The 13,528-nt window shown below is 33.6% G+C and carries 11 protein-coding genes; 6 read left to right on the forward strand and 5 right to left on the reverse strand.

Features of this window, described 5'->3' with window-relative positions:
• Window positions 1-702: 702 nt before the first annotated feature.
• The 3 genes from E7Z81_RS02460 to E7Z81_RS02470 all read left to right on the forward strand — a co-directional run bounded on the left by E7Z81_RS02460 (window position 703) and on the right by E7Z81_RS02470 (window position 4,957).
• Complete coding sequence (locus E7Z81_RS02460) at window positions 703-2,220, forward strand: MFS transporter (protein WP_292743754.1); 1,518 nt, start codon at window positions 703-705, stop codon at window positions 2,218-2,220.
• Window positions 2,221-2,756: 536 nt separating this feature from the next.
• Window positions 2,757-2,903 (forward strand): hypothetical protein, encoded by a 147-nt coding sequence (locus E7Z81_RS02465; RefSeq protein ID WP_292743757.1) that lies wholly within the window; start codon window positions 2,757-2,759, stop codon window positions 2,901-2,903.
• Window positions 2,904-2,968: 65 nt separating this feature from the next.
• Window positions 2,969-4,957: an ABC transporter transmembrane domain-containing protein gene (locus tag E7Z81_RS02470; RefSeq protein WP_292743759.1), complete on the forward strand. Its 1,989-nt coding sequence runs from the start codon at window positions 2,969-2,971 to the stop codon at window positions 4,955-4,957.
• 52 nt (window positions 4,958-5,009) lie between these two features.
• Here the strand turns inward: E7Z81_RS02470 and E7Z81_RS02475 are convergent, their stop codons facing one another.
• Window positions 5,010-5,246, reverse strand: coding sequence for a hypothetical protein (locus E7Z81_RS02475; protein WP_292743761.1), 237 nt, complete (start codon window positions 5,244-5,246; stop codon window positions 5,010-5,012).
• A 282-nt stretch (window positions 5,247-5,528) separates the two neighbouring features.
• On the reverse strand, window positions 5,529-7,055 hold the full coding sequence (locus E7Z81_RS02480; protein WP_292743764.1) for an MFS transporter: 1,527 nt from the start codon (window positions 7,053-7,055) through the stop codon (window positions 5,529-5,531).
• Window positions 7,056-7,252: 197 nt separating this feature from the next.
• Here E7Z81_RS02480 and E7Z81_RS02485 point away from each other — a divergent pair, with 197 nt between their 5' ends.
• A complete protein-coding gene (locus tag E7Z81_RS02485) occupies window positions 7,253-8,641 on the forward strand; it encodes a DHA2 family efflux MFS transporter permease subunit (RefSeq protein ID WP_292743767.1) in 1,389 nt (462 codons plus the stop codon).
• Window position 8,642: 1 nt separating this feature from the next.
• Window positions 8,643-9,065, forward strand: a complete 423-nt coding sequence (locus E7Z81_RS02490) for a MarR family winged helix-turn-helix transcriptional regulator (RefSeq protein WP_292743769.1) — start codon at window positions 8,643-8,645, stop codon at window positions 9,063-9,065.
• A 100-nt stretch (window positions 9,066-9,165) separates the two neighbouring features.
• Here the strand turns inward: E7Z81_RS02490 and E7Z81_RS02495 are convergent, their stop codons facing one another.
• Both E7Z81_RS02495 and E7Z81_RS02500 read right to left on the reverse strand, forming a co-directional pair.
• Window positions 9,166-9,675 carry a TetR/AcrR family transcriptional regulator gene (locus E7Z81_RS02495; protein WP_292743772.1) on the reverse strand — a complete coding sequence of 170 codons (510 nt, stop codon included), beginning with the start codon at window positions 9,673-9,675 and terminating at the stop codon, window positions 9,166-9,168.
• Window positions 9,676-9,737: 62 nt separating this feature from the next.
• Window positions 9,738-10,406, reverse strand: coding sequence for a DUF169 domain-containing protein (locus tag E7Z81_RS02500; RefSeq protein ID WP_367263001.1), 669 nt, complete (start codon window positions 10,404-10,406; stop codon window positions 9,738-9,740).
• Between the two features lie 230 nt (window positions 10,407-10,636).
• Here E7Z81_RS02500 and E7Z81_RS02505 point away from each other — a divergent pair, with 230 nt between their 5' ends.
• On the forward strand, window positions 10,637-12,034 hold the full coding sequence (locus E7Z81_RS02505; RefSeq protein WP_292743775.1) for a DHA2 family efflux MFS transporter permease subunit: 1,398 nt from the start codon (window positions 10,637-10,639) through the stop codon (window positions 12,032-12,034).
• A 37-nt stretch (window positions 12,035-12,071) separates the two neighbouring features.
• Here the strand turns inward: E7Z81_RS02505 and E7Z81_RS02510 are convergent, their stop codons facing one another.
• Complete coding sequence (locus tag E7Z81_RS02510) at window positions 12,072-13,379, reverse strand: prephenate dehydrogenase (protein ID WP_292743778.1); 1,308 nt, start codon at window positions 13,377-13,379, stop codon at window positions 12,072-12,074.
• Window positions 13,380-13,528: the final 149 nt, after the last annotated feature.

Below are 13,528 nucleotides of genomic sequence, written 5' to 3' on the forward strand. Positions count from 1 at the left end.
TATGAGGTGTAAGTCTCACGTACGGTTCTTAGGAGAGTTTGGGGAAGTAATTCCTCACTCTTATCCGACAACATCAGTGCAAGAGTAGATTTAACACTCAAAAAAATAGTAGAAGAATCAACCTTCAACCATAAAGACGCCTACGAGCTTGGAGCAAAACTGATAGCTATCGGCGATGCAGAAGAAACCATGGAAATAATTGACACTGATCCAGTTCTTCAGAAATTAATAAAACAAAATGAATACAAAATAATCCAAGCAAAAAAGGAACAGCTTGAAAAGGAATTAAAAGATTTATAGGAGGCAACCTATGGGTCGAGGTAGTTCAATAAAAAGTAGCGGATAATTTTACTACTGCTATGCAAACGTCAACATAAAGTTGGTTAAAAGGAACCAAAAGTTGCATAATATTTATTCACAATTGATGATTGGTGAGGTTAAATAAGGGCGAAACTGTTAATGAAGTTTCGAACCAAGCTATATTGATGCTCAAACTAGATTGATATAGTTATTAGGTTGGGCCTTGAATATTTAAAGTTCATCAGAAATCAATCTTACAGAGATTATGGTATTCTTGCAGTATTTTGATAAAAATCCAATCCAAAAATTTAATCGTTGCGAAAGCAAATATAAAATTAAGTTCATGTTTAAGTTTGAATGTTAAAATATTTTTTAAGATAATATGTTGGAGGATTAATAAATATGAATGAAAAGGCTAACGAGAGTTCTTGGTTTCCGTTAATAGTTGTGGCTTGTGCTTCCTTTATTATAGTATTGGACTCTTTTTTCATGAATGTTAGCATTTCTAGAATTGTTGTTGATTTGAGTACTGATGTTAGTACTATTCAAATGATCGTGTCGTTTTGTACTCTTATCACTGCTGCGTTGATACTGTTCAGTACCAAACTTCAGGACATAGTTGGTAAAAAGAAACTGTTTGTAATTGGTGCTGCACTTTTTGGTATCGGCATATTTGCTGCAGTATTGAGTTCAAGTGTTACAATGTTTTTTGTCGGATGGGCAGCGATTAAAGGTGTTGCTGCGGCATTAATGCTGCCTGCCATAGTTTCAATAATAAGCGGAATATATTCCGGAAGAAAGCGTACAATTGCTTTGGCAACTCTCGGGGTAATGGCAGGACTTGCAGATATTTTAGCTCCACTCCTTGGTGGGCTTATTACAACTTTTTTCAGCTGGAGATACACTTTCGCATGTGAATTAATATTCATTTTATTTATTTTAGTAATGCAAAATAAAATACCTGATTTTAAGCCTACTGAATCTAAAAGCGATCTTGATATTATTGGTGCTATACTTTCCGGTATATGTCTTCTTTTGCTTGTGCTTGGTATTTTGACTCTGACTAAGGATGTTGCTACCAGCATAACTGAGATAATTTTGGGATTGATAGTCTTGGCAATCTTTATATGGTTTGAACTCAAAAGAAAAAGGTCAGGCAAGGTGCCATTGATTGATGTTGATTTATTTAGAGACAAAAATTTGCGTATAGGTACATCTATTAAGTTATTATATAATATTATAATATCCGGAACATTTTTTGTAATGGTTCTGTTTTTCCAAAGTGTATTGCAGTTAAATCCATTCGATACGGGTTTGGCTTCACTTCCGTTTGTTATGGCTTTGTTTATTTTTTCATTGACCGCTCCAAAACTAATAGGAAAACTGAATCACAAGACAATCATGGCAGTAGGATGTATAATATCCATTGTCGGATGTCTGATTTTAAGTTATCAATTTAAATTAAATGTAAATATGCTGGATTTAATTCCAGGACAGTTTTTACTTGGGACAGGTCTTGGTTTTATGATGGCTTTAGCATCGGATGTTGCATTATTCGATGTTCCTGCTGAAGGCCAAAATAACGCATCAGGTATTATTACAACTGGTGAAACATTAGGTTCCTCATTGGGAACAGCAATCATTGGAATAATTCTAATTCTTGGAGTTATGGGTGGTATTAGTACTGCAGTCGATACCTATGCGCCTGATTATTCAGGGGACGAACATTTCCATCAGGAGGTCTATGATTACTTCCAAAAATTAGAGACTATAGAGGGACAAGACAGTATTGTTGTGGATACTGCAGATATAATTATTCAGAATGCAATGGCATCCGTAATGTATGGATTGGCCGTCGTGTTAGCAGCTATTTTAATTCAAACGCTGCGGATAAAAAACAATAATATTAAAAAACAATGAGAGGTCATCTCTCATTTGCTTTTTTTTTAATCTGCACCAATCATTCTAAGGTATCTTTCTAAATCATCATCCATGTAACGCTTTAAGTATTTTCTTTCCATTTCAATCAACTTATTATTTTATTGGAGACTTTTTGATATTTTTATTATATATTTTTTGATATTTTTATTGGAGACTTTTGTAAATAATAATTAATTTCCCCAATGTTTGTCATCTTAATGTTTACTTTAGTATTTCATAGATATTCTGTTAGGGTGAGAGCATTTGGAAGTAATATTTGTTCGTTAACTATGAAATAAATTTCACTAAAAAATAGGAAATACTTTTATTAATTTTTAAGTTTTTTTGTTAGTACTGAATAAGATATATTTCGATTTTTAGTAGATAATTTCTATACTGCTATGCGAATAGTATTTGAAATTCATGATACATTCAGTTTTACTGCGAATATAACGTTTTCTGATTTTATTCGCAATTTATGAAACAAGATTTCGCTTTTTAGTCGTTAATTTCAATCTTGCTACGCCAATGCCAATATGAAATTGGTTAAAAAGAATCAGAAGTTGCATAATCCAGATTCACCATTGATGATTGGTGATGTTAAAAAGGATGATTTTGTAAAAGAGGTTATGGAACCTAGCTATATTGATTCGCAGCTAAAGATTAATGTAAGTTTTTCATAATTGTAGAGAATATTTTTGATTTTTAATGTGTAGATAATATATTGTTCAAAAACAAAAATATTATTATGAAAAAGTTTTTGAGTGTATCATTAAAATTCCAATGGAAAACAGTACTGGCTATTTTCGCATTAATCGCCGTTCAGACATACTTTCAAATGGAAATAATTGACCTATTCGGTGCTGCTTTGACGGGAGTTAAACAGCAGAATGCAGATTTGCTTTTCAAATCCGGATTGAATATGGTAGGGTATACAATCCTTTCAATGATTTCCCTTTATGCGGTCTCTTTACTCTCAACAAGAGTGGCTTCAAATGCAGCATATAAAATCCGTGAGAAAATATTTCATATCCTGATGAACCTGCCTGATGAGGAAGTTGCTCAATTTAAAATTTCAGGGCTAACTACACGGTCAACCAGGGGTATGTCCTCAGAACAGGGATTTTTAGTGATAATACTCGAACAGTTAATACTGATTCCCGTTACATTCATAGCAGTCGTATATGAAATAGCATTGATTGATACGTCTTATGCGATATTCTTCTTGGCACTTATTGCCATTCTTTCCATGATTATAATTTTAAGAATGAAAAAAATTGTAGAAATATTTTTCAGAGCTAAAAAGACATACGGAATGCTAAACCAGTTATTTCTATCTAAAATCAGTGATATAGCTGACAAAATCCCATATAACAAAAAGGAGTATGAGGCTGAATTTGAAAAGGCCTGTGAGAATTCATATGATAAAAACGTTAAGTATATTTCTAGTCAATATTACCTCGGGCCACTGTTAATGTGGGGTTTATATTTCATTGTTTTGATTACTTTGGCAATGGTTAATTCCGGATACACAATCGGCTTTGAAACCGACAGCGTATTTGACTCATTCATTATTTTAATGTATATTGCCTACTTCATTGGTACCTTAACTCCTATTCCCGCATTGATTGACAGGTGGCCACGTGCATATGCCACTTCAGTGCGTTTAGAGGAAGTCCTGACTATTGAAGATAAAATCATAAAATCCAAAAACACAGATGCTAATCCAAAAGCAATAGAAATTGTTGAGGAGGATATTGCATGGGAGGATAAGGGCATATGGGCTGAAAGAAACGACATCCTGGACAAATTCACTGACATATTAAAAGAGGACAAGATTAAAATAATAATATCAATGATTTTGCTTACTGTATCTACCTTGTGTATTGTTTATGCCCCTAAAGTTGCAGGAAAGACTGCTAATTTATTGCTTTCTAATTCAAATACATTCAACGACCCTACTGTCTACACCAATCTTGCAATATTGATTCTATTATATTCCGGAGGGTATCTCTTAACAATACCTACAAAGAAAATCATGGGAACTATCGGTGAAAAGGTAGCATATAATTTAAGAATGCAATTATTTGATAAGATCGATGCTATCGGTTCAGGATACATTAAAGAAAATTCAAAGGGTCTCATCTTTTCCAGATTAAACAATGATGTGATGAACATCCGTGAGTTTGTCTCTTCCCGCTTTTCTGATATTTATGCGCAAATTCTATCAATAATCCTAGTAATTGTATTGATGTTGATGACAGACTTCAGATTGAGTCTAGTATATATTGCGATATTGCCGATTTATGCCATCGCATTCTATTTATGTGATTATAAATCTAGAGATTACTACGACGGTCATCAAAAGCATTTAGGAAGATTGATGAGCAATTTTGAAAGAGGTCTATCAAATCGTGATTCATTCCATGAAAAAGGATTTAAAAATATCAATCAAACTGTAATTGACTATTACACTAAATCCAAAAACGTCACTAATGCCATGGTGCCGATTACAACATTTTTAACAAATATAAGTAATATAACTGTATATATGGCAGGGATTTACTTCTTATCAGTTAATGAGATTCAGCTGGGAACCCTATTGGCAGTTATTATGTACGGGCAATTATTGACTAAGCCTATTAAAAAAATAAGCAAATCTATCGCTTCCATTGAAACTTCATTTTCAAGCATCAAAAGGATATTTGCGATTATTGACTATGAAAACGATGAATAATTGATTGTTGTTAAAAAAAGTTAAAAAACATAGGATTCCTATGTTTTTTTTTTTAATTTATAGATTTTCCAATCTCGTACGCTTCTTTTAATTCAGGTTTTCCTTCAGTGTCTCCTGGCTGTGTTACATGACTGCATAAGATCTTGCCGATGTTTTTCCATCCAATGTGTTTTTCCAAATTGTCATACCAAAACTCACTTTCTTCAAATCCGGCACCTTCTGCTGCCATAATAAGAATACTGTCTTTTACTGGATTTTTGTAGTTATCACATTCCGCAACTGCAAACAAGCGGTCAAAAGCGTTCTTAAGAAATCCTGAAATGTTCCAGTAATATAATGGGATGATAAAACCACTATCTGCCCAATTAAAATCGGAGTTGATTTTTGAAAACCTTGCCGTTAATGTAAAATACGTCCTATTAAATTAAAATCTAAAAGAATTCCGTCAATTATATTGTTTGTCTTTTAATCGAAATATGGTGTATGGATAGATGAGTTTTGAGGTTATTGGAAAGTGATTTTGATGAAAAAAAGATATTAACCTATAAAAGGTAAAATGAGAGATGAACTCTCATCGTATTTTAATGCGCGTATCATCCAGCCGCAATGTCAGAGCAAAAACAACGCCCATAAGAATTGTCGTTACTATCATTACGAATCCCATTGCATTTTGAACAATGATGTCTGCAGCAGCAATAACAATGCTTTCCTGTGATTTAAGTTCGTCTATGTTTCCCATTTTTTGGAAGTAGTTGTAGATATCTTGATGTATGTGGTCATTTTCTGAATATTGTGGTGCATAGATATCGACTGCATCGATGATGCCTCCAATAACTCCAAGAATTAGAATTACTCCGATGATTGCTGTACCCATTGATTCACCTAATGTCTGGCTGACTGTAGTGATGCCTGATGCGTTATTTTGATTTTCATCAGGAATGTTGATTAATGCAATGTCAGTGCTTAAAGCCATTATAAAACCAAGTCCTGATCCTAATATAAACATTCCAGGCATTAAATCAAACATTGTTGTTTCAAGTCTAAACTGATAGAGTAGAATCAGACATCCAATGATTGCTATTACGCTTCCGACTGCCATGAGGGTCTTGTGATTCAATTTTCCTATTAGACTTGGAGCCGCCACTGCAAAGATAAGCAAGCCGAAAGTCAGAGGAAGTGTGGTCAAACCTGTATCGAATGCATTTAAATTCAATACGCTTTGCAGGAACAGTGAAACTGCAAACAATCCACCGCCCATTACAATATAAGATAATACGATAATGGAACTGCCTATACGTAAATTCTTGTCTTTGAACAGGTCCATGTCGAGCAGTGGCACTTTGCCATTTCTTTTTCTTTTGATTTCAAACAATGCAAAGATGGCCAGTGCGATTATGCCTAAAATAATGGCGGATACACTTATTATGGCATCTTCACTTAGCATCAAAATACCAATGACAAATAAGATAAGGCCTATAAATGAAATAATTGCACCTGTAATGTCCAAATCGCTTTTGGATTCGGTAGGAACGAAGTCAGGTATTTTATTTTGCATTACTAAGATGAATATCACAATTATCAGTTCACATGCAAATCCATATCTCCATGAGAGAAATGTTGTCATGATTCCACCGAATATCGGACCGACGGCGGCTGAAAGTGCAACCATTATGCTCTCAATTGCCAAAGCAAATGTACGTTTTTCACCGGAATATGTTCCGCTGATTATGGAAACAGTCGCAGGTGTCATTAATGCTCCTGCAATACCTTCAATCACTGCCCATCCGATAAACAACATTGTATCGCTTGTACTTATTGCTGCAGTCATTGTACCTATACCGTAAAGCACAGCACCGATTATAAACAGTCGCTTTTTACCGACAATGTCTTGAAGCTTGGCACTGAGCAGCATGAATGCTGCTGTGATGAGGGTGTAAAATGACATTGTCAGCTGAATTGTGCTAACATCTGTATTCAAATCAGCAACAACTTGGGAAATGCTGACGTTCATGAATGTGGAATCCAAAGTTATGATAAATGAGGCGCAAGCCACTAATATTAATGGAATCCATGAGTGTTCCTTAATAGTTTCATTCAATTAGTAATCCTCCAATAAAATTATCAATTTTAACATAGGTCATGTTTTTCTTATATTACTATTTTCTTTTTGTTGTTTAATATATTTGTTCTGTTATTGTAAAATCATATTTTCAAAACGTTTAAACATAAAAAAACATAAATTATTTGTCTAGACAATTATTTGTTAGACAACTAAATTCTTAAGGAAAAAATATCATGGAATTTGAAAATAAAAATGGATTAATAACTTTAATTATACTTATATTAGCTTCTGCGGTTACAATAACTTCTCAAAGTATTGTAACAACAAGCCTGCCGCATTATATGCATGATTTCTCAGTATCCTCTGCAACTGCACAATGGACATATTCTGTATTTCTATTGGTTCTTGGAGTGATGATTCCTCCAACCGCATACATTACAAGAAGATTTAAAATCAAAACAATACTGACAGCATCCCTCATATTGTTCATAATCGGATCAGCGATTTGTTTTTTATCAACAAACATTGGAATGTTGATTGTTGGTAGAATTTTCGAAGCTATGGGAACCGGTATTCTAATGCCAATATGCCAAATATTGATCTTTAGGATAATGCCTGAAGAAAAATGGGCAGTATTTATGGGGCTGTTCGGATTCATTGTCGGAATTACACCTGCAATGGGACCTACATTTGGAGGCATTATAGTTGATTTGTATAACTGGAGAGTTATATTTGAAATTTTTGCAATATTGGCTGCAGTAATTTTAATTTTAGCTATTCTCTTTGTAAAATTCGAACTTGAAACTGAAGATTATCCGCTGGATTTTGTATCATTGATATTGTCCATATTATTCTGTGTAGGCATTATGGCCGGATTTTCAAATATTGCAGAGTTCAGATTCAGCTTAACTTATGTAATCCTGCCAATAATCATTGGAGTAATAACATTAATAATATTTGTCAAGCGTCAAAACAAGATTGAAAAGCCACTGATTAACTTGGCTGTACTTAAAAATAAGTATTTTGTATATGGAACCGTTTTTGCTGCATTGCTATACTTTACAATGTGTGGAATCAATGTAATGGTGCCGTTATTTGTTCAAAATGTAGCATATCACTCCCCAACAGCATCAGGACTCATACTGTTGCCTGCAGCAATAATAATGATCGTGTTTAATTTCATAGGTCCTGTATTGTCAGATAAAATTGGAATTAAACCTGTTTTGATTGCAGCATCAGTTTTAAATATAATAGGATTTGGGGCAATGATGACCTATAACATGAATTCAACATTTGAATACCTGCTTATTACACAGATAATCAGAGGAATCGGATGTGGACTTGGTCTGACACCTGCAATTACATGGACCATGAGTGTGGTGTCATGGGACGTTGAGGATGCAACCGCAATCAACAACACTGCAAGACAGGTTATAGGTGCAATCGGTTCATCAGTCACTGTTGTTATAATGCAGATATTGGCAAACGGAAAAATTACTCATAATCAACTTTCCGTCAGCTCATTCAGCATGACCTCTATGATGATGATAATTATTACAGTAATAATATTGATTATAACAATACTGTTTATAAAGAATAAAAAAGACATTGTTGAGGGCTAAAATGAATAATTTGGATTTCGACCAGAGGTTATTTAGAATCAACAAACTGTATACTGAAAAAACAAACAGCAATCTAAAGGAATTTAATGTGACACGTTCGGACATGTCATTTCTTTTAACATTAAATGAAATGGGTGAAATCACCCAAAAGGAATTGGCCAAGTCCAGAAATCTCAATAATGCAACTGTTACACGTGCCCTTGAAAGGCTTGAAAAAAAGGGATTCGTAAAACGGGTGGATGATGAAAAAGATAAGAGAAAAAAGAATGTTTTGCTTACCTCTGATGGAAAGCAAATTATTGTTAAAATCCTAAAAACGCATGAAGCTTACAAAAAGGAATTATTCAAGGATTTTGATGAAAATGAATTTCAAAATCTGTTGATTCTTATGGATAAGCTATTGTTTAAATTGGAAAATTTTTAAATGATATATGATTTTTCCATTATCTTTTTTTAATTATGTAAAACATTATAAAATGGAAATATTCTTTCCATTTTTTTTATTTAATTAATATATTTGAATCCTAATTGATTAGATAGGGTTCTATATTTGTTGTTATCTTGGAACCTATCTTTGCAAGGCTTTCCACATCATCTTCCATCTCATTTTCAATCCAGCAAATGATGAAATTGTATATTCCTCCGATATGATAATAAACTTGATATCTTTCTTTTTTAGAAGTATTTTTCAAAATGTCGTTGAAATAGTTGACAAGTACTTTCTGCAGGATGTAGCTCTGGTTTTGCCTGTGGATTGTCTTTAGGAATTCATCATATTTCAGAAATGTTTCAAGGATTGTCTGAATATATGTCTCCTTTGTACGTGTTGATTTATTTTCATATTCGGTTAAGTATTCGTCCATCATCAGCTCGAGTTTGTATCTGATGATATCTTCCTTTGATTTGAAGTTACGATAATATGTGGATCGGTTAACTTCTGCCAGTTCAGATATATCTTTCACTGTAATTGCTTCAAATTCATTTGTTTTCATCAGTTCAATAAGGCTTTCAACAATTCTGTCTTTACTTTTCATTTTATCTTCCTGAAATTTTCTGTAGTGTTCTGGTATCTAATAAAATCCATACATTTATGGTATTACCTTTTGTTCACAATTTTTAATGAATTGGCTATCTCTTCAAGTTTGGAAACGGGTATTCCGATTATAACTTGATCTTCCTGGAGTTCTGTTGCTATATGTGAGCCCATGCAGCCAAATGAGATGTGAGGTTCATCTGTCTGGATGGAATTGACTACAATGTCTCCGCATAATGACTGTGTTCCTCCAACGCTGTTGTCCATTCTTTTTCCTTTCTGATGGGCATTGGCTCTTATCAAATCAAATATTTGTCTTGGTTTTGCAATGATTACGACAACGTCAGGTTTTATTTTCGAATCTTCAAGAGGCATATATCCTATTGCTTCTATTTTACTGCTGTTTTTAGGAACTGAATCAATCAGTGCCTTTCCGCTTTCCTGTGTTGATGTCACATTCATTTTGTCGAATTGTGATCCGTTAAGTATTTTTTCAGGTATTTCTTTTAATCCCAATATGCTCGCCCCTATTGGGCATCCTATTTCTTTTGCTGTTCCGTAGAATGATTTTCCTTTGCTTGCAGTTATTATTGCCTGGTAGTGCATTATGTTATCTGATTTTTCAAGTATTTCATCGGCATATTCTTGTTTTTCAAATAATTTGACGCTGACAGGACTGGTTTTGAGATTTAGACAGTCTTTAATAGTATTTGATATTTCCTGATAATTTATATAATCACCATAATATGCAACATATGTTGCATTTTATTATTATGGTCCTGGGGATATATAAAGTTTTGCAACATATGTTGCATCATGTCATGGAATATTTGAAAAATAACTTATTTTGAAATTTGTTTTGTTAATGTATGAAATAATTCTTTAAAAATAGAAGTTTGTTAAACTATTTAAATGTAAAATTAAAGAAATATAGTTAAAGACTAAATTCAAGGAAAAAATTCATGAAATTTGAAAATAAGAACGGATTAATAACTTTAATTATACTTATAATGGCTTCTGCTGTTACACTGATATCACAAAGTATAGTAACAACAAGCCTGCCGTATTATATGGAGGATTTCTCAATATCTTCTGCAACTGTGCAATGGACATACTCAGTGTTTCTGCTGGTGCTGGGAGTGATGATTCCACCAACTGCATACATTACAAAAAGATTCAGGATTAAAACAATCCTGACAACATCACTAGTTTTATTTATAATAGGTTCATTACTTTGCTTTTTAGCAACAAGCTTTGAAATTTTAATTGTTGGAAGAATCCTTGAAGCTATGGGAACTGGTATTCTCATGCCTATAGGCCAAATTTTGATTTTCAGAATCATGCCTGAAGAAAAATGGGCATTTTTCATGGGATTAATGGGATTTCTTGTTGGAATCGTACCTGCATTTGGGCCGACAATGGGTGGAATCATAATTGATTTGTATGATTGGAGAGTTATTTTCGAATTTTTAGCTATAATCACCTTTGTAATTTTAATTTCAGCGGTTCTGTTCGCAAACTTTGAACTTGAAACCCAGGATTATCCTTTGGATTTTGCATCTTTAATACTGTCAGTACTGTTCTGTGCAGGTCTGATGATTGGCTTTTCAAATATTGCAGAATTTTCATTCAGCTTGACTCATGTAATTTTACCTATAGTTATTGGAATAATCACATTAGCGATATTTGTCAAACGTCAAAACAAAATTGAAAAGCCGTTGATTAATTTAAATGTGCTTAAAAATAAGTATTTTGTATATGGTACTGTTTTTGCAGCATTGCTCTACTTTATCATGTGTGGAATCAATGTGGTGGTGCCTTTATTTGTACAAAATGTTGCATATTACTCTCCAACCGAATCAGGACTCATATTGTTTCCATCAGCAATAATCATGATAGTGTTCAATTTCTTAAGTCCTGTAATGGCAGATAAGATTGGAATAAAACCAGTTTTGATAGCTTCATCACTTTTAAATATAATTGGATTTGCAGCTATGATGACATATAATATGAACTCTACGTTTGAATACCTGTTAATCACTCAGTTAATCAGAGGAATCGGCTGCGGACTCGGATTATCTCCGGCAATTACATGGGCTATGAGTGTTGTAGCAGGTGACGTTGAGGATGCAACTGCAATCAACAATACTGCAAGGCAGGTTATAGGTGCAATAGGTTCATCAGTTACGGTTGTAGTAATGCAGATACTGGCAAACGGAAACATTACACATAATCAGATTTCCGTCAAATCATTTAGCTTGACATTCTTAATGATGATAATAATAACAGTAATTCTATTGATAATAACAATACTGTTTATAAAGAATAAAAATGATATTGTTGAGAGTTACGATGTATAGATTTAAAATCAGTGGATTTTTTTCATTTTATTAGCTATTAAATAATTTTTCCGCCAATTCCTTTAACATATTCTTCAACATAATTTTTATCTTTCCTGTGGAATGTTGTGTACTCAAATGTGAATTCTGTTGCGGAATCACTGATTTGTTTGATATTTGTTATTTCAACATCAATGACGCCTTCAATATTTTCAAACATTTTAATGAGGTATTTTTCATCGCAGCTAGATGGCAGTCTGACAGATAACTTGAATTTTTCAAGTTTAAGATTATTTTTCTTCCATTCAAATACTTCTTTTGCAGATAATATATCAACAGTTGAAATTTTTAAGGAAAGTTCATCATTGCTTTCTAAGATTACGCATTTTGAAGTAACCTTTTTGACAATGCCCACATATATTTTTTCAGAATGTAAATCCTTCAAGCCCACTTCCTTGCCAATTGATTTTGTCAGGACATTGGTTTTTTGGCTGAGCATTCCTATGGCTCTGTCTGAGCGAATCAATGCTTCCTCACGATTATCCAAATGCTCGGATGATTCCTCCATATTTTTTACAAAGTCCTCTTCATTACCATCTTCGATTAATTTTGACAGATATGCTCCCTCTTTAATCAATACTTCTCTCGCATGGGTGTTTTCCTTATTATTTTTCTGTATTGAATAGTAAAGGTAAGGGTTTTGATATATGACACGGCTGACCATATCTAGCATTAGGCTGTAGATTGGGCTTGAAAATGATCTTGACCTTTCAACGTTGATATGGAGCTTTCTGATTGTTGAAGCTAATGTAATGAATGAAAAATGAGTGAGGCCCTGGACTATGCTCATGTACTTGTCATGCTCTTCGGGTGTGGTTACGACAATTTCACACTCTGATTTTGTTAAATATTTTTCCACACGGTCGAACCAGTTCTCTGCTCTGTTTTCAATAGGGGTCAAAACTATAATCTGTCTTTTGATTGTAGGAACTCGTGGCCCAAACATAGGATGGCAAGGCAGGATTTCCACATTATCTGGAGCATATTTATTCAATGCTTCGGCAGCTTCTGTTTTAATGCTGCATACGTCCATCAATAGTGATCCTTCCGGTGCATGGGGAGCTACTTCTTTAATGGTTTCAGCTGTATATTCTATTGGTACGCTGAAAATGACTATGTCTGCATTCTGTATTGCTTCAATGTTGTTATTGCTATAGTCAACATTCAATTCCCTTGCAACTTCAAGTCCTGAAGCCTTGTTACGGCTTGTGATTGTGATGTTGAAATCATTATTTAAATGTTCAGCTATCCATCGGCCCAGGCCTCTTGTACCTCCGATAATGGTCATATTGCTCTTTTCAGCCATAGTATTTCCTCACCGTAAATTAACAATACTGTTATTCATTTGAATTATATTTGTATCAAAAGTTAATTAAATTTTTCATTTATTTCTCTTTTCTTGAACTACCTCGACCTCTTACAGGTCGAGGTAGTTCAATATATTTTAACTTCATT

The organism is Methanobrevibacter sp. (assembly GCF_015062935.1).
GTDB lineage: Archaea > Methanobacteriota > Methanobacteria > Methanobacteriales > Methanobacteriaceae > Methanocatella.

Bases quoted from the DNA above. Each gene is read 5' to 3' on its own strand.
- E7Z81_RS02460 (WP_292743754.1), top strand. From the start codon at position 703: ATGAATGAAAAGGCTAACGAGAGTTCTTGGTTTCCGTTAATAGTTGTG.
- E7Z81_RS02465 (WP_292743757.1), top strand. From the start codon at position 2,757: ATGAAATTGGTTAAAAAGAATCAGAAGTTGCATAATCCAGATTCACCA.
- E7Z81_RS02470 (WP_292743759.1), top strand. From the start codon at position 2,969: ATGAAAAAGTTTTTGAGTGTATCATTAAAATTCCAATGGAAAACAGTA.
- E7Z81_RS02485 (WP_292743767.1), top strand. From the start codon at position 7,253: ATGGAATTTGAAAATAAAAATGGATTAATAACTTTAATTATACTTATA.
- E7Z81_RS02490 (WP_292743769.1), top strand. From the start codon at position 8,643: ATGAATAATTTGGATTTCGACCAGAGGTTATTTAGAATCAACAAACTG.
- E7Z81_RS02495 (WP_292743772.1), bottom strand. From the start codon at position 9,675: ATGAAAAGTAAAGACAGAATTGTTGAAAGCCTTATTGAACTGATGAAA.
- E7Z81_RS02505 (WP_292743775.1), top strand. From the start codon at position 10,637: ATGAAATTTGAAAATAAGAACGGATTAATAACTTTAATTATACTTATA.
- E7Z81_RS02510 (WP_292743778.1), bottom strand. From the start codon at position 13,379: ATGGCTGAAAAGAGCAATATGACCATTATCGGAGGTACAAGAGGCCTG.